The organism is Variovorax trehalosi (assembly GCF_051216415.1).
Lineage (GTDB): Bacteria > Pseudomonadota > Gammaproteobacteria > Burkholderiales > Burkholderiaceae_C > Variovorax.
This window is the reverse complement of record NZ_JBPJZG010000006.1, coordinates 259,647-276,222: the sequence shown is the minus strand read 5'-3', so window position 1 is coordinate 276,222 and position 16,576 is coordinate 259,647. Positions and strand designations below refer to the sequence as shown.

Genomic DNA, 16,576 nt, shown 5'->3' with positions numbered 1-16,576 from the left:
ACCATGCCCTTGTGCCTCAGCTTCTTCCAGCGCAAGGACGATGCGGTGTTGCGCAACCATGCGCACTATTGCCGCTTGTTCGGGTATGACCACCAGTGGGTGGACAGCGATCACATCCTCCACCCCGCGCTGCGCGCCGGTGCCAGGTACAGCGAGATGCTTCGTCGTCTGCGTGTTCTGACCGAGGGCGACTGGTTGCTGCTCCTCGACGGCAGTTCGGTGGTTTTTCACCCCGTTGCCATCGAAACCCTGATGGAAGGCCGCGACCTGCTGGTGCTCGAGAGCCCGGCCGTCGGCGAGCACGCCGGCCTGGCGATGACCAACATGATGGTCCTGCGCAACACGCCGGCGAACAGAGCCATGCTGCATCGGCTGATCGAAGACTGCGGCCAGGTGATCGCACTGGTAACCGACCGGCTCGACGAAGCAGCGCGGCTGCGCCCCGCGGGCATGCTGGGATGCAATGCCACGATCGGGGACATCTATGTGAACGTCTCCTGGCGCATCAGCCAGTGGTTCCACGCCCGCATCTTCGTGGTGAACATGGCGCCTTTGCCGATCGTCGCGCCAGGCGGCGGGTTGCGCGAAGACATGCTGCACGACCTCAACCTGCAGCGCCTGCTGATCGATCAGGTCAACGACGCCCTGATGCACGGTCGCCCTGTGCTGCAGCCGGCCGCCTATCCGGAGCTCTCCGGCGAGCCGCTCACCACTTACAACCCGGGAGCACGCATTGCGTTCCTGACGCTGTACACCCATCACATCAACAGCTACGCGCGCGTTTCCGAGCACAACGCGAAGCGCTATTGCGAGAGGCACGGGTACACCTACCACGTGTACCGTGCCGTTCCGGAGGAGATCGGGCCGGGCATCAATGGCTCGTGGGTCCGGACGTGGCTGCTGCAGCAGCATCTCGCGCAGCACGACTGGATCATCTGGATCGACGCGGACACCCTGTTCTTCAACCAGACCCGACGCATCGAGGAACTGCTGAATGGCCGCGACCTGCTGTTGGGCAAGGACGTGGGCGCGTGGTCGTTCAACTCGGGGGTGATGGGTTTCAGGAACACGGCCCGCAATGCGGAGCTGCTGGCACGCATCTGGGCGCGGATCGGTACCGTCGACGACAAGTCCACCGTCTACGCCAGCCAGGGCGACCAGTACTACACCAACGAGGTGCTGTCGGCCGAGGGGCTGGTCGGCTCGGAGAGCGTGCTCGACAACCTGAGCATCAACACGCCGCCGCACCTGGCGACCGAAGAAACCCTGCTCGTGCATTTCATCAATCTCGGCGAGCCCTACCGCTCCGCGTACATGGCCGCGCGCGACGCAGCTTCCCAGCGCATCCGCTGACGGCAGTCCTTGCCGAGGGTCAGTGCCTGAAGACCCGGGCGGGCAATTGATTCGCGGCGGGCGCCAGGAAGGCCGCGACTTCATCGCGCGCGAACTGGCGTTCCAGCCAGTCCTTGTCCGCCAGGCCTGCATTGAAGAACACGCGCAGCAGTCGCAGCGCCTCGTGCCGCAACGCGCGCGTCAGCGTCTCGTGTTCCACCGGTTGCTGCTCGGGCGCGGCGGAGGGCCTGAAGCAGGCGCTTGCCAGCGTGCCGAGAAGGTGTTCGGCAAATTCGAGCGTCGGCGGCCACAGGTGCGCGTAGAGCTGGGCGATCTCGCTCACGTCCTCGCCGCTGCATTGGGGCAGCAGGTAGGCCAGCACCAGCGCACGGGCACGCATGCCGAGCGTCGCCGCCCGCACGGGATCGGCCGCCGCGGGCACCGCGGCGGGCGTATGAAGCACCTCGGGGATGACGGCGAAACGCGCGCCGCCCGCGGCACTCTTGCAAAGCAGGTGCAAGTCGTCGTGGACGGTGAATTCCGGATCGTGCCGCACGCCGCTGCGCTCCAGGAAACTTCGACGCACCATGCACGCCGACAGCAACAGCGGCCGGGGGCTCAGGTATTCCGCGACGATGTCCTGGTGCCTCTCCGCAAAACGCAGGGGCTCCTCGTCCGTCTCGCACCAGCAGCCCACGATGTCGATCGTGGGGCGGGTTTCCAGCAGCGCGACCTGGCGCTGCAGGCGTTCGGGCGCCGCCACGTCGCCGGCGTCGAGGAACACGACGTAGTCGCCCGTGGACTGCGCCAGCGCCATGTTGCGGGCGGTGGCCCGGTCGAATGCCACGGGCAGTTGGATCAAATGGATATTGGGGAAGGGCGGGGTTGCGAGGACGGCGTCGAGCGCCTCCGAGTCGGTGGGAGCGATGAGCACGACCTCCAGCTTGATATCGCGCTGTTCGGCCAGGCTCTGCAGGCTGCGTGACAAGGCTTCGGGCGACGTGCCTAGAACAAGGCAGACGCTCACGCTGGGCAGTTCGGTGGCCACGAACCGGTCGGCCTGCTGGGCGCGCCAGTCGAGAAAGCGCTCGATCGCGGGGCCGACGAGCGGCGGCGCCCACGGGCGCGTGAATCTGTCGAGCCCCTCCCGCTCCAGGATGGCGCGCCGCGGGGCGTCCGCAAGCAGTTCCTCGACGGCTTCGACCAGCCGCTCGTAGGGCGCACCGACGACGGCGTCGCGCATCCATGGCTCGATTTCGCTGTCGGGGTAGAGCTCGCAAACCACCGCCTTGCGGTGCCGCATCAGGATGGACAGCCGCGGGACTTCGACGATGCGCGAGTCTTCCCAGTTGTGAAAATTGAGAACCACCTTGGCGCGGCGCACGTAGTCGTTGCGTTCTTCCAGCGTCCAGTGGCGGCCGCGGTTGAGTTCGACGCGCAGGCCGCGCGCGATCAGCGTCTCGAGAAGAACGATCCTGCGTCGCGTGAGCGAGCCGAAGAACACGACGTCGATGTCCTGCTGTTCTTCCGGCAGGATGTCCGCGAGCGGCACGACTTCCGCCGCGCCGAGCTCCCAGCCAAGGGCGACGTAGTCTGCGTTCCTGTAGCCCAACTCGAAATTTCTCTGGAAGTTCGTCTTGCTGTACTCCCAGACATAGGCGCGCTTCAGTACATCGAGGTACTTCTCGGACCATGCGTGCGTTCCGGGCACCATCGGTTCGAAGTTGACGATGATGCAGTCGGGGTGGTGCGGCTGGATTTCGCTCCACGGCATGTCCCAGAAAAAGAACAGGATGTTGATGACACCCGGTTCGATGTGGCAATGGGTATAGGTGGTCGGATAGCCGAGCCTCTCGATCGCCAACCTGAAGGCTTCGACGATGTCGCCACAGACTTCCTCCTGCGACAGCGAGGTGAGGTGAAGTCTGGGCAGCGTCATGGGGGTGTGGTGGAGGCCTCGTGCGACCAGAGGCGTTTTCCGCCGAGGTCCAGATGCGTCAGGTACAGCCTGAGGTCGAACTCGAATCGATGATAGTCCGGCTCCATGTACGTGCATAGCGCGTAGAAGGCCTTGTCGTGGGCCTTTTCCTTGGTATGCGCCAACTCGTGCACGACGATCATGCGCAGCAGGTCGAGCGGCACTTCCTTGAACAAGCTGGCCACCCGGATCTCCCGCTTGGCCTTGAGCTTGCCGCCCTGGACGCGCGAGACCGTGGTGTGCGTGCCCAGCGCATTGCGGATCACGTGCAGCTTGTTGTCGAACATCACCTTGGCCAGCGGCTCGGCCTTGCGCATGAACTCGTTCTTGAGCCCGCCCACGTAGTCGTAGAGCGCCCGGTCCGACTGGATGTCGTGCGTGCCGCCGGGATGGCGCTGGCTCAGCAGTGCCGAGAGCTTGTCTTGCGCGATCAGCTGGCTGACCTGCTCCTGCAGGGCCGCCGGATAGCCCGCAAGGTATTTCATCTCATGCCCCGGCGCCGTTGTTGCGGCGTCGCGCAGGCCAGCCCGGTGACCACGCCGCCGAACAGGTCGCCCTCGACCAGGTTCACGCCGGCAAAGCTTTTTCGCAAGGCGTGTTGGAACGGGCGCAGCGCCGACGAGCCGCCCGTGAGATAGATCGCATCGAGGTCGCCGCTGCGAAGGCCCGCGCGCTTGACGCAGGCATGCGCGCAGGCGATCACGTTCTCGAGCTGGCCGGAAAGCTGTTGCGCCATGTCGGCGGGGGAGAGCGTGGCCGTCAGCCCCGCTTCCGCGCACGACAGGTCGATCGAGGTCTGCGCATCGGTCACGGAAGCATCGATCTTGGCCTGCTCGACGGCGCTGGCAATGCGGTGGCCGTGGCGCTCTTCCAGCACCGTCATCAACCGGTCGTGCAGCTGCGTGTCGGCATAGCTGGTGCGCAGCTCCTTCGCCTGGCGAACCGCCTTGGCGGCATAGAGCCAGTTGATCAGGTGCCACGACGACAACTCGAAGAACACCTTGCTCGGCACCTCGCGGCCCTGCGGCCCGTGGTGGCGAAAGCCGAACGCCGGCATCACTCGGTCGAGGTTCAGCCGCTGGTCGAAGTCGGTGCCGCCGATGTGAACGCCGCTGGTGGCCAGCACGTCGTCGCTGCGATCGTTGCGCGCGGCCCGGTCCGGACCCACGCGCACGACGGTGAAGTCCGAGGTGCCGCCGCCGATGTCGACGATCAATACCAGCGATTCCTTCGTGATCCGCTGCTCGTAGTCGAAGGCGGCTGCGATCGGTTCGAGCTGGAAGGCCACGTCGCGAAAACCCGCCGCGCGGGCCGCGTGGCGCAGACTTTCTTCGGCGCGTTCGTCGCGCTTGGAGTCGTCGTCCACGAAATGAACGGGCCGGCCGATCACGACCCGCTCGGGAATCCGGCCGAGCTCGCGCCCGGCGCGCACCGCCAGCTCGCGCAGGAAGCGCGCGATGATGTCCTCGAAGCTCACGAGCCCGTCGTAGACGGCCGTCTTCTCTTGCATCAGCGCGCTGCCGAGCAGGCTCTTGAGCGAGCGCATCAGGCGCCCCTCGACGCCCGAGAGATACAGGGCGATGGCCTCGCGGCCGAAGTGGGTTGTGCGGTCTTCGGCGTTGAAGAAGATCGCGGTCGGCAGGGTGGTGGCGCTGCCTTCGATGGGCAGCAGGCGGGCGACGCCGTCGACCCGGCAGGCCACGGCGGAATTGGAGGTGCCGAAGTCGATGCCGATCGTCGGCAGCGACGACGGTGAGGGCACGCTCAAGACTCCCTGCGCAGCGCCGGGAACAGGATCACGTCGCGGATGCTCGGCGAATCCGTCAGCAGCATCATCAGCCGGTCGATGCCAATGCCGCAACCGCCGGTGGGCGGCATGCCGTATTCGAGCGCGCGCACGAAGTCGTGGTCGTAGTACATGGCTTCGTCGTCGCCACTGTCCTTGGCGGCCACCTGCGCGTTGAAGCGCGCGGCCTGGTCTTCGGCGTCGTTCAGCTCGCTGAAGCCGTTGCCGAATTCGCGGCCGGTGATGTACAGCTCGAAGCGCTCGGTGACCTCGGGGCGCTCGTCGTTGGCGCGTGCCAGCGGCGAGATTTCGGTCGGGTGTTCCATGATGAAGGTCGGCTGCCAGAGCTTCTCTTCGACGGTCTCCTCGAAGTACATCACCTGCAGGCTCGCAAGGCTGCGCTGCGAGAGCTTGTCTTTTTCTTCGCTCAGGCCGAGCTTGCGCAGGGCATTGATGAGCCAGGCAGTGTCGTCCACGCCATCGCCGGCGTCGGTGTGCTTCAGGATCGCTTCGCGGATCGTCAGGCGCTCGAAGGGCTGGGTCAGGTCGACCGGCTTACCGCCGTACGTCAGCTGCTGCGAGCCCACGGCCTTGTCGGCGATGGTGCGGATCAGCGTCTCGGTGAAGTCCATCAGGTCGCGGTAGTTCCAGTAGGCCGCGTAGAACTCCATCATCGTGAACTCGGGGTTGTGCCGCACCGAGATGCCCTCGTTGCGGTAGCTCCGGTTGATTTCGAACACGCGCTCGAAGCCGCCGACGATCAGGCGCTTGAGGTACAGCTCGGGCGCGATGCGCAGGAACATCTCCTGGTCGAGCGCGTTGTGGTGCGTCTTGAAGGGCTTGGCGTTCGCACCGCCGGGAATGGGGTGCAGCATGGGCGTCTCGACTTCGAGGAAGTCGTTGGCGACCATGAACTCGCGCAGGGCGCTCACGGCCTTGCTGCGCGCGGTGAAGCGCACGCGCGCCGCTTCATCGGTGATCAGGTCGACATAGCGCTGGCGGTACTTCTGTTCCTGGTCGGCCATGCCGTAGAAATCGCCGGGCAGCGGGCGCAGGCTCTTGGTGAGAAGGCGCAGCTTCGTCACCTTGACCGATAGTTCGCCGGTCTTGGTCTTCATCAGCGTGCCTTCGGCACCCAGGATGTCGCCGAGGTCCCAGCGCTTGAATTCCGCATACGCTTCTTCGCCGACGGCATCGCGCGTCACGTAGAGCTGGATGCGGCCCGTGGCGTCCTGCAAGGTCGCGAAGCTGGCCTTGCCCATCACGCGCTTGAGCATCATCCGGCCCGCCACGCTGACCGGAATAGCCTGCGCCTCGAGGGCCTCGGCCTCGATCGCATCGTGCGCTGCGACGAGCGCCGCGGCGCGATGGCCCGGCTTGAAGTCGTTGGGGAACGCCACGCCCTTGCCCTCGACCTGCGCGGTGCGCAGCAGCTTGAGCTTTTCGCGGCGCTCGGCGATGAGCTTGTTGTCGTCGACGGCAGGGGCTGCAACGGGGGCGGCAGCGGGCGCAGGAATGGGAGGAGTCAGGTGATCGGACATGGGAAGCGGGTGGGGCGCGCAGGATGGAAAGGGAAGCGTGCGCAACCGGGCATTTTAGACCATCGAGCGCGGATCAAACCGAGCTCCAGCGCCCGCCGATTCTGCGCAATGCGCTATGAAAAAAAGAGCGAGCGACCGCGAGCCACAAGCCCTGCCCGCCGCATCCGCATCTTTGGCGTGGCACGCCTAGTCGGGACGACCGAATACGCGGTATTGGCCGTTTTCGCTCAACGTGCACATGTAGCCGATGTTCTGCGCAGGCAGTTCGCAGCCCGTGCCGTCGGGGTTGACGCCCGAAACGGGCCAACCGAGCTCCTTGAGCAGCAGGTAGCTGGTGAGGCGCTCCGCGAAAAAGGAGAGTGCGCGTCGTTGATACGCGTGATGCGGTTCGACCGGAGCGTGCCGCGTCAGGAATTCGTCCACGACCGGACGCAGGCGCTCCAGGATGCCGATGTAGAGATGGCAGGGAAAGACGCCGAATTCGACCCCGCCCGGAATGAAGAGCCCCCTGTCGAAGAAGGTCGTGATCTCGGACTCGTGCAGCACCTGCCGGTCGATGGCGATGCGCGTCAGCAGGAGAAAGTCCGCGACATGGTGGCAGGCGGCGTACTGGGCCAGTATCCCTTCGCTCATGATGAAGGGATGCGGCATCAGCAGGTCCGTCGTGTAGCTCGCGAAAATCTCGGCCACCTGCTCCTTGCCGAAGGGCATGCCCAGCATGCGCATGAACGGGTAGTTGATGGAGGGCTCGCCGATGGGGGTTGGCGAAATGAGCTTCCGGTACTGAAAGACACAGACCGATCGACCCTCCGTCGGGCGGCCCTGGAGCAACTCGCTGATGTACAGCGAACCCGCGGTGCCGGTGAGATAGGGATAGAAGCTGTCGCCGTTCAGGCTGCCCGTGCCGATGGTGCGCTGCGAGTCGCGGATGTTCAGGCGCCCGTCGGCCTGGTATTTGCCCGTGGCGACGACTTCGACGTGGCCCGGCAGGTCGAACCATGGCGCCTCGTGCGCGATGCAAAAGAAGTAATCAGGACCTGGCATGGCGGATGTTCATGATCACGGTTCGTCGGGGACGGCGCATCCTGCACCGGGGGCTCGAGCTTAACGCTGCACGGCAGGCTTCCCGGTGCGGGAGCTCAACTGGAAATCCCCGTGCGCGCCAACAAATCGCTGACCAGCTCGAGCCGCATCAACGGGCTGTCGAGTTCCATCAGCCGCTGCCGCAATTCGAGCTGCATCGGCACCAGCTCGCACCAGCGATTGGCCACCCAGCCGCAGTCGTCGAACCGGTAGGGCTCGCCGATGGGCAACCGCACGGCCCGTGCACCTTGCGCACCTTGTGCACTTTGCGCGCGGCGGCGTTCTTCGAGCGTGTCGACCAGGCGCCGCAGCGCGGTGGCCGTGTGCCGGAGGTCGTCGGGGATTTCGAGCGCGACGTCTTCGATCACTGCTTCCACCTCGGCAACCCACAGGCCGTGCTTCTGCAGCTCGGTGCTGCGAACGCGAAAGCGCTGCGTGCCGACGCATTCGATCTGGAGCAGGCCGCTCTGCGGCGATTCGAACTCGCGGATGACGGCCAGCGTGCCGATGGCGGCAAAGCTTTCCGCATCCGCGCCGGCCTTGCGGACCTCGCTGCCGCTCGTGAGGCTGACCACGCCGAATGGCGCATCGGCCTTGCGGCATTTGCCGATCATGTCGAGATAGCGCACCTCGAAGATGCGCAAAGGAAGCAGACCGCCCGGGAACAGGACCGTACCGAGCGGAAACAATGGCAGTGAATGCAGAAGGGGCTGTGTCGTCATCGAAAAACCTTGCATGGCTATCATCGCATTCCGCTCACGACCGCGCCCCATGCTCTACCAGATTCCTTCGTTCCTCCTCGACGTGATCGTCGGCCTGCTCGGCGGCGCCTGCCTGCTGCGTCTCTACATGCAGTACCACCGCGTGCCGTTCGGCAATCCGCTCGGGCGCTTCGTGTTCGCGATCACCGACTGGATCGTGCTGCCGCTGCGGCGCATCGTGCCCTCGGTCAAGCGCTGGGACCTGGCGAGCCTGATCGCCGCCTGGCTGCTGGTGATGCTGAAGTTCCTGCTGCTGTGGCTGCTGATCGGCAACCTCGGCCGGATCGCCACCTTGCCGCTGGTGTCACTGGTGGGGTTGCTGCAGCTCGCGATCTCGGGGCTGACCGCGCTCCTGGTGGTCTATGCCGTGCTGTCGTGGGTGCCGGGCGCCTCGCCGATGCTGCTTGACCTGATTTCCCGTCTGGCCGAACCGCTGGTGCGGCCGTTCCGCCGCTTCATCCCGCTGATCGGCGGCGTGGACCTGTCGCCCCTCGCGGCCATCGTGGTGTTGCAGGTGATTGCGATCGTGCTGAGCAATCTGCTGGTGTTTGCCTACCAACTGACTTTCTGAGTCACAGCCAGCAAACAAACAAAAAAGGGCCCGGATGCATTGCACCCGGGCCCTCTTGCTTTGGCTCGTCGCGTGTCGCTGCGCGTTCAGCTCACCGCGTCGGCTGGCTGGCGCAGCAGCATCGCGAGCGTGCTGGCGATGGTCTTGCGCAGCTCGCGGCGGTCGCTGATGAAGTCGATCGCGCCCTTGGTCTGCAGGAACTCGGCGCGCTGGAAGCCCTCGGGCAGCGTCACGCGCACGGTCGATTCGATCACGCGCGGGCCGGCAAAGCCGATCAGCGCCTTGGGTTCGGCAATGACCACATCGCCCACGAAGGCGAAGCCGGCGCTCACCCCACCCATGGTCGGGTCGGTCAGCACACTGATGTAGGGCAGGCCCTTCTTCGCAAGGCGCGTGAGCGCGGCGTTGGTTTTGGCCATCTGCATCAGCGAGAGCAGGCCTTCCTGCATGCGCGCACCGCCGGTGGCGGTGAAGCAGATGAAGGGCACCTTCTGCTCGATGGCGGTCTCGACGCCGCGCACGAAGCGCTCGCCGACCACGCTGCCCATGCTGCCGCCCATGAACTCGAATTCGAAGCAGGCCACGACCACGTTGATGCTGTGGACCGAGCCGCCGATGACGACCAGGGCATCGGTCTCGCCGGTGTTTTCCAGGGCTTCCTTCAGCCGCTCGGGGTACTTGCGGCTGTCCTTGAATTTCAGGGCGTCGACCGGGAGCACTTCCTGGCCGACTTCGTAGCGGCCCTCGGCATCCAGGAAGGCATCGAGGCGCGCGCGGGCGCCGATGCGGTGGTGGTGGCTGCAGCTCGGGCAGACGTTCTGGTTGTGCTCCAGGTCGGTCTTGTAGAGCACCGTCTCGCAGGCCGGGCATTTGATCCACAGGCCCTCGGGCACCTGGCGGCGCTCGGCAGGGTCGGTTTGTGCGATCTTGGCGGGTAGCAGTTTTTCAAGCCAGCTCATAGGACTCCGGAATTAGCTCCCCTCTCCTTGGGGGAGAGGGGCTGGGTGAGGGCAACCGAGATTATCGGCCAGCCGCATTCTTGGGGGTAGCCGCCGGCAGGGCGTCCAGCGCCTCGCGGATGCCGGCGAGGAATTCGCGCACCGCGGGCACCACCTTCTCGCGCGGTTGCCCGTCGATCAGCTGGATGATCTTGGTGCCGATCACGACGGCGTCCGCCGTCGAGCCGACCGCCTGCGCGGTGCGGGCGTCGCGGATGCCGAAGCCCACGCCGACCGGGATGCTCACATGCTGGCGGATGCGCGGAATCATCTGGCCAACCGCCTCGGTGTCCAGGTGGCCTGCGCCGGTCACTCCCTTGAGCGACACGTAGTAGACATAACCGCTCGCGATGCGCGCGACCTGCGCCATGCGCTCGTCGGTGCTCGTGGGCGCCAGAAGGAAGATCAGGTCGATGTTCGCAGCCTTCAGATCGGCGGCGAAGGCCTCGCATTCCTCGGGCGGGTAGTCGACCACCAGCAATCCGTCGACACCGGCGGCCGACGCATCGCGGATGAACGCCTGCTTGCCGTGCACGAGGTCATAGCGCTCGACCGGGTTCGCATAGCCCATCAGCACCACGGGCGTGGTCGCGTCCTTCTGGCGGAACGCGGCCACGATGGCGAGCACCTGCTTCATGCCGACGCCCAGCGCCAGCGCGGCTTCACCCGCCTTCTGGATCACGGGGCCGTCGGCCATCGGGTCGGAAAAAGGCACGCCCAGCTCGATCACGTCGGCGCCCGCCTCGACCATGCCGTGCATCAGCTCGGGCGTGATGTCGGCGAAGGGGAAGCCGGCGGTGACGTAGGGAATCAGCGCCTTGCGGCCCTGCGCCTGGAGCGTCTGAAAGGTGGCGGCAATGCGGCTCATCACTTGCCTCCCTTCACGCTCAGGCCGCGCATCGAGGGGCGGTCGTAGAAATCGACACCCGACAGGTCGGCGACGGTGCCGATGTCCTTGTCGCCGCGCCCCGAGAGGTTCACCAGGATCGACTGGTCCGGGCGCATGGTCTTCGCGAGCTTCAGCGCGTAGGCCACGGCGTGGCTGGATTCGAGCGCGGGAATGATGCCCTCCGTTCGGCACAGGTAGTGGAAGGCTTCGAGCGCCTCGACGTCGGTGATGCCGACGTACTCGGCGCGGCCGATGTCGGCCAGGTACGCGTGCTCGGGGCCGACGCCGGGGTAGTCGAGGCCGGCGCTGATGCTGTGGGTCTCGGTGATCTGGCCGTCTTCGTTCTGCAGCAGGTAGGTGCGGTTGCCGTGCAGCACGCCGGGGCTGCCGCGCAGGATCGAGGCCGCGTGCTTGCCGCTGTCCAGGCCTTCGCCCGCCGCCTCCACGCCGATGAGCCGGGTGTTGGCGAACGGAATGTAGGGATGGAAGATGCCGATCGCATTGCTGCCGCCGCCAACGCAGGCCACCACCACGTCGGGCTGCTTGCCTTCCGCCTCGCCGGTGATGCCGTCGGCCGCGAGCATGGCGGGCATCTGGTCGATGCACTCGGTGCCGATCACGCTCTGGAAGTCGCGCACCATCGTCGGATACGGGTGCGGGCCGGCCACGGTGCCGATGATGTAGAAGGTGTTTTCCACGTTGGTGACCCAGTCGCGCATCGCCTCGTTGAGCGCGTCCTTCAGCGTCTTGCTGCCCGATTCGACCGGCACCACGGTGGCGCCGAGCAGGTTCATGCGGTAGACGTTGGGGCTCTGGCGCTTGACGTCCTGGCTGCCCATGTAGACCACGCATTCGAGGCCGTAGCGCGCACAGATGGTGGCGGTGGCCACGCCGTGCTGGCCGGCGCCGGTCTCGGCGATCACACGGGGCTTGCCCATGCGGCGCGCGAGCATCGCCTGGCCGATCACGTTGTTGATCTTGTGCGCGCCGGTGTGGTTGAGGTCTTCGCGCTTGAGGTAGATCTGTGCGCCGCCCATTTCGCGGCTGGTGCGCGCGGCGTGGTAGATCGGCGAGGGCCGGCCCACGAAGTGCTTGAGCTCGTAGTGGAATTCGGCGAGGAACGCCGGGTCTTCCTTGAACTTGGCGTACGCGTCGCGCAGCTCGTTGATCGCGTGGGTGAGCGTTTCGCTCGCGAAGGTGCCGCCGTAGTTGCCGAAGTGGCCGGTGGCGTCAGGTTGCTGGTAATCCTGGAAATTGCTTTGCATGGTTCTCGATCGTTGGGCCGCAGCCCGAATGACGATCGGGTGCGGCGGCTAACTGGAGAAGGACGAGGCGTCGGCCGCTCTGACAGCTGCGACGAATTGCCGGATCTTTCCGGCGTCCTTCAGGCCCTTGTTCCCGGGGCCGTCGATTTCGACGCCCGAGCTCACATCAACGGACAGCGTTTTGCAGCGTGTCCGCAGGATGCGAATGCCATCGCTCACGTTTGCAGGTGTGAGCCCACCACTCAAGACGAGGTGAGCGTCGACGGCGGGTGGAAGAAGTGACCAATCGAAAGCCTTGCCGCCACCGCCATAACCTTCGACATGGGCGTCGAGCAGGATGGCCTGGGCGTGGGAGTAATCGGACGCGTATTTTACGAGGTCGAAGCCGGCCCCGGCAGCCCCCAGCGGAATCCGGGCGGCGCGCATGTAGCGAAAGTGTCCCGGGCCGGTGGCTTCCTCGCACTGTTCGGGCGTTTCTTCACCGTGGAACTGTGCGATGGCGCCCTTCACATGGGCAAGCGATGCTATGACTTTGGGAGCGTCCTCGTTCACGAAGAGCAGCACTGGCGTGATGAAGGGGGGCAAGCGCGAGGCGAGTTCGGCGGCGCGTTCGGCCGTCACGGCGCGGGGGCTTTTGGCGTAGAGCACGAAGCCGATCGCGTCGGCGCTGGCCTCGACAGCGGCATCCACATCGGCCTCACGCGTGAGGCCACAGATCTTGATGCGGGTGCGGGGAGGCGAGGACGTCATGGCGGGCCATCATAAGGAGCACCGCCGGCCTGCAGCGTGGCCTCGGCCGGCAGACCCCACTTGGCGTCGTACAACGGGCCGAGGAAGTACAGGCCATCCGCGGAGAAGGTCGGCGCCGCGACCTTGCGGCTGCGGGCCTCGAGCACCTCGGCGATCCACTCGGGGCGCTCGTCGCCGCGGCCGATGCGCACGAGGCAGCCCATCAGGTTGCGGATCATGTGGTGCAGGAAGGCGTCGGCCTCGAATTCGAAATCCCAGCGGCAGCGCTCGCCTTCGCCGACCCGCGTGATCTCGATGCGGCGCAGGTTCTTCACGGGCGACTTGGCCTGGCAGGCCGAGGCGCGGAACGAACTGAAGTCGTGTGTGCCGATGAGTACGGCGGCGGCTTTGCGCATTGCATCGCCGTCGAGCGGATGCATCGACCACCCGACCCGGCCCGAATCGAGACTCGGCCGCACCGGCGATTGCGACAGCACGTAGAGGTAGCGCCGAGCCAGTGCGCTGGCTCGGCAATGGAACTCGTCGGGCACTGGCTGTGCCCACTGCACCGCGATGTCGTCGGGCAGGAAGCGGTTGGTGCCGCGCATCCAGGAGAAGGGTTCGCGCTCGACCTCGGTGTCGAAGTGCACCACCTGCATCAACGCGTGCACGCCGGCATCGGTGCGGCCGGCGCACAGCGTGCCGATGCGACCCGATGGGTCGGCAGTGAACTTCGCGAGGGCCGCTTCGAGCTTGTCCTGCACCGTGCGGCCCGAGCGCTGGCTCTGCCAGCCCTCGTATGCCTGGCCGTTGTACCGGATGCCGAGCGCCAGCCTCACGAATTCAGGAACGGAAACAGCAAGGGCTCAGCGCAGTTCCGCGAGCAGTTGCTTGGCTTGCGACTTGAGGTCGCCGGCGCTTTCGGCTTCGACTTCCTCGACCAGCGAGCGGGCGCCTTCGACGTCGCCGATGGCCTGCAGTTCGCGAGCCAGCGAGAGCTTGACGGCGTGGGGGCTGTCTTCGCCTTCGTCGTCGAGCGCGCTGGCGGCGCGTGCCGGTTCGGACGCACCGCGGGCCGGCAGGCCTGCCAGTGCGCTCATGTCGAACTCGATGAAGCCCGAGTCGGCCGGCAGCGCATTGCGCAGCGTGGCCGGACGCGTGTTGTCCGCATCGTTCAGGTTCAAGGGGCGCGTATTGGGCGTCAGGGCGCCGGGGGCCGTATCGAAATCGTTCTCGAGATCGACGGGCGGTGCCGCATGGCCATTGGACAGCGGCGCTGCGGGGCGTGCCGTCGTCGGAGCGGGTGCATACGCCGACTTTGGCAGGCTGGCGCCGACCGGTGCGTGGCTTGGTGCCGGTGCCAGCGGCGCCGGTTGGCTCAGATCCAGGTCGAAGTCCAGCGGTGCCACCGAGGGCACGAAGGCCGGCGGCGGGGCCGAGGCGATCGGCGGCGGTGCAACGGGCGTCGGCACTGCGGCGACCGGCGGTTTGGCGGCGGATGCCAGGGCGCCCGCGAAGGCAGCCGTTTCGGCCTGGCTCGCGCTGCGGGGGGTGCCCGATTCGTACAGCGGGTTGCCCGGATCGAGGTCCTTGCCCATGTCGACCACGCGGTTCCAGTCGGAACCCGAGCCGCCGGTCAGCTTGTGCACTTCGGTGGCCAGGCCTTCGTAGGCGCGCACGTCGCGGCGCTTGGCATGGATCTCGAGCAGCTTGAGGTGGATGGCGGTGCGGTCCGGGTTCAGGCGCAGCGCTTCGCGAAGGATTTCCTCGGCCTGCAGGTCGCGGCCGTAGGCCAGGTAGACGTCGGCCTCGGCAACGGGGTCGACATCGCCCGCATCGAGCTGGCTCGGCGAGTACGACAGCGACGACACGCTGGAGTCGCCGCGGTGCTTGGTGTCGACCGATTCACCGCCGCTGGCGCCGAAGAACGAATCCTTCGGGATGCGGCTCTCGAGGAACACGCTTTCGCTCATTTCCTCGCGCCGGCGGCCCAGCACGCGGTACAGCAGGAAGCCGATCAGCAGCGCGATCAGCGCGGCGCCGGCGAGCATCAACGGGTTGTCGAGCAGCTCTTCGAAGAAACCGCGTTCCGGCGGCGGGGGCGGAGCGGCCTTGACCACCGGCTTCGGTGCGGCAGCCGGTGCAGGCGCGGCTACTGCGGCGCTGGCTGCCGCCGTGGGGGCTGCTGCTGCTGCGTCGGCGGCCGGTGGCGTGGCATTGGGTTCGGCTGCCGGCACGGGCGCGGCGACCGTTGCTTCAGGCGTCGGCGCAGCCGGTGCGGCGGCTGCCACTGCGGGGGCGGGTGCTGCGGCAGGTGCGGGCACAACGACTGCAGGCGCAGGGTTGGCGGCGACCGGCGGTGCCGTGGTGGCGCTGGTGGAGGGCGTCGGAACGGGGATGCCCGGTGCCGCAGGCGCTGGTGCTGCGGCGGGTGCCGACGAGCCGGCGCCCGCCTTGAGCTTGTTCAGGTCGCTGATGTTCTTGGACAGCTCCGCCACACGGTTGCTGCTTTCCTGCGCCTGGCGGGCCTGCGCGACCTTTTCGTCGGCTGCGCGGGTGGAGGCGCTGCCTTGCGAAATCGTGAGCTTGTCGGGCGCGCTGGCCGCTGCATTGCGGTCTTCGACGTTCGCTTGCAGCTTGCCCGAGGCCTTGCGGCTGGCGGCGGCAACGTTCGACGTTGGCGCGTTCTCTGCGAGGCGCTGGCGGTAGTTGCCGAAATCGCGGCTTTGCGCGGTGACCGTTCGGCGTGCCTCGGCGGCGGGAACAGCGCTCGCCTCGGTGGTGCCCGGCAGTTCGAGCACGGCGCCTGCCTTGATGCGGTTGACGTTGCCGCCAATGAACGCGTCGGGATTGGCGAGCAGCAGGGCGACCAGCATCTGGTCGAGCGACACGTCGGCCGGCTTGTGGGCGCCGGCGATCTTGCCGGCGGTATCGCCACGCTGCACGGTGACTTGTTCGCCGCCTGCGCGGGGGGCGGTTGCTGCCGCTGCGGGAGCGGTGGCCGGGGCGGTGGGTGCAGGTGCTGCGGCAACTGGCGGCGCTGCAGACGCGGCGGCCGCAGCGCGTTCGCGGCGTGCGCGGGCTGCCGCGACGGCAGGGCGCTCGACCGGGGTGCTGATCTGAGGGGCGATCGGTACGACCGGTGCCGCTGCCTGTCGCGTGACCGGCGGATCGAGCAGCACGGTGTAGTCGCGGACGATGCGGCCCGAGGAGCCGTTGGCTTCGAGCAGCAGGTCGATGAAGGGGTCGCTGAGCGGGCGGCTGCCGCTCAGGCGCACCACGTACTGGCCGCCTGCACGGCGCTGCAGCGTCGCCTTGACGTCGCCCAATGCCGAGTTGTAGGGGATGCCTGCGTTCTTGAAGGCTTCGGCGGTGGCGATGTTGATCTTCAGGCCGTCCGCTTCGGCAGCGGCAATTTCGGTCACGTCGATCTCGGCACGCAGCGGTTCGCCCAGAGCCGATTGCACCTTCAGTTGTCCCAACGTGAACGCGCTGGCGTCGGTGCTGGCCATTCCCAGGGCCACGGCGGCGGCCGCACCCAGGATGGAAAGGCGCCAACCGCTGGACGACGGGGAGGGGCGAACGGCCGATGGGCGGGCCGCGGGCAACAGATGTCTTGTCATGCTGATAGGGGCGGCTCAGG

The 16,576-nt window shown here is 66.7% G+C and carries 14 protein-coding genes; 2 read left to right on the top strand and 12 right to left on the bottom strand.

The window, feature by feature from the left end:
• Positions 1-3 precede the first annotated feature (3 nt).
• The gene (locus ACSFA7_RS23280; protein WP_435501546.1) at positions 4-1,353 is read left to right on the top strand and encodes a glycosyltransferase family protein; all 1,350 of its coding nucleotides are present in this window, start codon (positions 4-6) and stop codon (positions 1,351-1,353) included.
• A gap of 19 nt (positions 1,354-1,372) precedes the next feature.
• Here ACSFA7_RS23280 and ACSFA7_RS23275 read toward each other — a convergent pair whose 3' ends face one another.
• The 6 genes from ACSFA7_RS23275 to ACSFA7_RS23250 all read right to left on the bottom strand — a co-directional run bounded on the left by ACSFA7_RS23275 (position 1,373) and on the right by ACSFA7_RS23250 (position 8,442).
• Positions 1,373-3,271 carry a glycosyltransferase gene (locus ACSFA7_RS23275; RefSeq protein WP_435501545.1) on the bottom strand — a complete coding sequence of 633 codons (1,899 nt, stop codon included), beginning with the start codon at positions 3,269-3,271 and terminating at the stop codon, positions 1,373-1,375.
• On the bottom strand, positions 3,268-3,795 hold the full coding sequence (locus ACSFA7_RS23270; protein ID WP_435501544.1) for a M48 metallopeptidase family protein: 528 nt from the start codon (positions 3,793-3,795) through the stop codon (positions 3,268-3,270). Before ACSFA7_RS23270 ends, ACSFA7_RS23275 begins: the two co-directional genes overlap by 4 nt.
• Positions 3,792-5,078 (bottom strand): Hsp70 family protein, encoded by a 1,287-nt coding sequence (locus tag ACSFA7_RS23265; protein ID WP_435501543.1) that lies wholly within the window; start codon positions 5,076-5,078, stop codon positions 3,792-3,794. Before ACSFA7_RS23265 ends, ACSFA7_RS23270 begins: the two co-directional genes overlap by 4 nt.
• Entirely contained in the window at positions 5,075-6,637 is a 1,563-nt protein-coding gene (gene lysS, locus ACSFA7_RS23260; RefSeq protein ID WP_435501542.1) for a lysine--tRNA ligase, read from the bottom strand. Before lysS ends, ACSFA7_RS23265 begins: the two co-directional genes overlap by 4 nt.
• Before the next feature lie 186 nt (positions 6,638-6,823).
• Entirely contained in the window at positions 6,824-7,681 is an 858-nt protein-coding gene (locus ACSFA7_RS23255; protein ID WP_435501541.1) for a hypothetical protein, read from the bottom strand.
• Between the two features lie 95 nt (positions 7,682-7,776).
• Positions 7,777-8,442, bottom strand: coding sequence for an LON peptidase substrate-binding domain-containing protein (locus ACSFA7_RS23250; protein ID WP_435501540.1), 666 nt, complete (start codon positions 8,440-8,442; stop codon positions 7,777-7,779).
• A gap of 49 nt (positions 8,443-8,491) precedes the next feature.
• On the opposite strand from ACSFA7_RS23250, the gene ACSFA7_RS23245 reads away from it, so the two are divergent.
• Positions 8,492-9,052 (top strand): YggT family protein, encoded by a 561-nt coding sequence (locus ACSFA7_RS23245; protein ID WP_435501802.1) that lies wholly within the window; start codon positions 8,492-8,494, stop codon positions 9,050-9,052.
• An 86-nt stretch (positions 9,053-9,138) separates the two neighbouring features.
• Here ACSFA7_RS23245 and accD read toward each other — a convergent pair whose 3' ends face one another.
• From accD to ACSFA7_RS23215, 6 genes are all read right to left on the bottom strand, one after another.
• Positions 9,139-10,011 carry an acetyl-CoA carboxylase, carboxyltransferase subunit beta gene (gene accD, locus ACSFA7_RS23240; RefSeq protein WP_013540010.1) on the bottom strand — a complete coding sequence of 291 codons (873 nt, stop codon included), beginning with the start codon at positions 10,009-10,011 and terminating at the stop codon, positions 9,139-9,141.
• A 61-nt stretch (positions 10,012-10,072) separates the two neighbouring features.
• Positions 10,073-10,918, bottom strand: a complete 846-nt coding sequence (trpA, locus tag ACSFA7_RS23235) for a tryptophan synthase subunit alpha (RefSeq protein ID WP_435501539.1) — start codon at positions 10,916-10,918, stop codon at positions 10,073-10,075.
• Positions 10,918-12,204 (bottom strand): tryptophan synthase subunit beta, encoded by a 1,287-nt coding sequence (gene trpB / locus ACSFA7_RS23230; protein WP_435501538.1) that lies wholly within the window; start codon positions 12,202-12,204, stop codon positions 10,918-10,920. Before trpB ends, trpA begins: the two co-directional genes overlap by 1 nt.
• 48 nt (positions 12,205-12,252) lie before the next feature.
• Positions 12,253-12,954, bottom strand: a complete 702-nt coding sequence (locus tag ACSFA7_RS23225; protein ID WP_435501537.1) for a phosphoribosylanthranilate isomerase — start codon at positions 12,952-12,954, stop codon at positions 12,253-12,255.
• Positions 12,951-13,772 (bottom strand): tRNA pseudouridine(38-40) synthase TruA, encoded by an 822-nt coding sequence (gene truA / locus ACSFA7_RS23220; protein ID WP_435501536.1) that lies wholly within the window; start codon positions 13,770-13,772, stop codon positions 12,951-12,953. The genes ACSFA7_RS23225 and truA overlap by 4 nt, the downstream gene beginning before the upstream one ends.
• A gap of 27 nt (positions 13,773-13,799) precedes the next feature.
• Complete coding sequence (locus tag ACSFA7_RS23215; RefSeq protein WP_435501535.1) at positions 13,800-16,556, bottom strand: FimV/HubP family polar landmark protein; 2,757 nt, start codon at positions 16,554-16,556, stop codon at positions 13,800-13,802.
• Between the last annotated feature and the right edge of the window lie 20 nt (positions 16,557-16,576).

Excerpts from the sequence above, each read along its gene's own strand:
- ACSFA7_RS23280 (WP_435501546.1), top strand. The coding sequence starts at position 4 with ATGCCCTTGTGCCTCAGCTTCTTCCAGCGCAAGGACGATGCGGTGTTG.
- ACSFA7_RS23275 (WP_435501545.1), bottom strand. The coding sequence starts at position 3,271 with ATGACGCTGCCCAGACTTCACCTCACCTCGCTGTCGCAGGAGGAAGTC.
- ACSFA7_RS23270 (WP_435501544.1), bottom strand. The coding sequence starts at position 3,795 with ATGAAATACCTTGCGGGCTATCCGGCGGCCCTGCAGGAGCAGGTCAGC.
- lysS (WP_435501542.1), bottom strand. The coding sequence starts at position 6,637 with ATGTCCGATCACCTGACTCCTCCCATTCCTGCGCCCGCTGCCGCCCCC.
- ACSFA7_RS23255 (WP_435501541.1), bottom strand. The coding sequence starts at position 7,681 with ATGCCAGGTCCTGATTACTTCTTTTGCATCGCGCACGAGGCGCCATGG.
- ACSFA7_RS23250 (WP_435501540.1), bottom strand. The coding sequence starts at position 8,442 with ATGACGACACAGCCCCTTCTGCATTCACTGCCATTGTTTCCGCTCGGT.
- ACSFA7_RS23245 (WP_435501802.1), top strand. The coding sequence starts at position 8,492 with ATGCTCTACCAGATTCCTTCGTTCCTCCTCGACGTGATCGTCGGCCTG.
- accD (WP_013540010.1), bottom strand. The coding sequence starts at position 10,011 with ATGAGCTGGCTTGAAAAACTGCTACCCGCCAAGATCGCACAAACCGAC.
- trpA (WP_435501539.1), bottom strand. The coding sequence starts at position 10,918 with ATGAGCCGCATTGCCGCCACCTTTCAGACGCTCCAGGCGCAGGGCCGC.
- trpB (WP_435501538.1), bottom strand. The coding sequence starts at position 12,204 with ATGCAAAGCAATTTCCAGGATTACCAGCAACCTGACGCCACCGGCCAC.
- ACSFA7_RS23225 (WP_435501537.1), bottom strand. The coding sequence starts at position 12,954 with ATGACGTCCTCGCCTCCCCGCACCCGCATCAAGATCTGTGGCCTCACG.
- ACSFA7_RS23215 (WP_435501535.1), bottom strand. The coding sequence starts at position 16,556 with ATGACAAGACATCTGTTGCCCGCGGCCCGCCCATCGGCCGTTCGCCCC.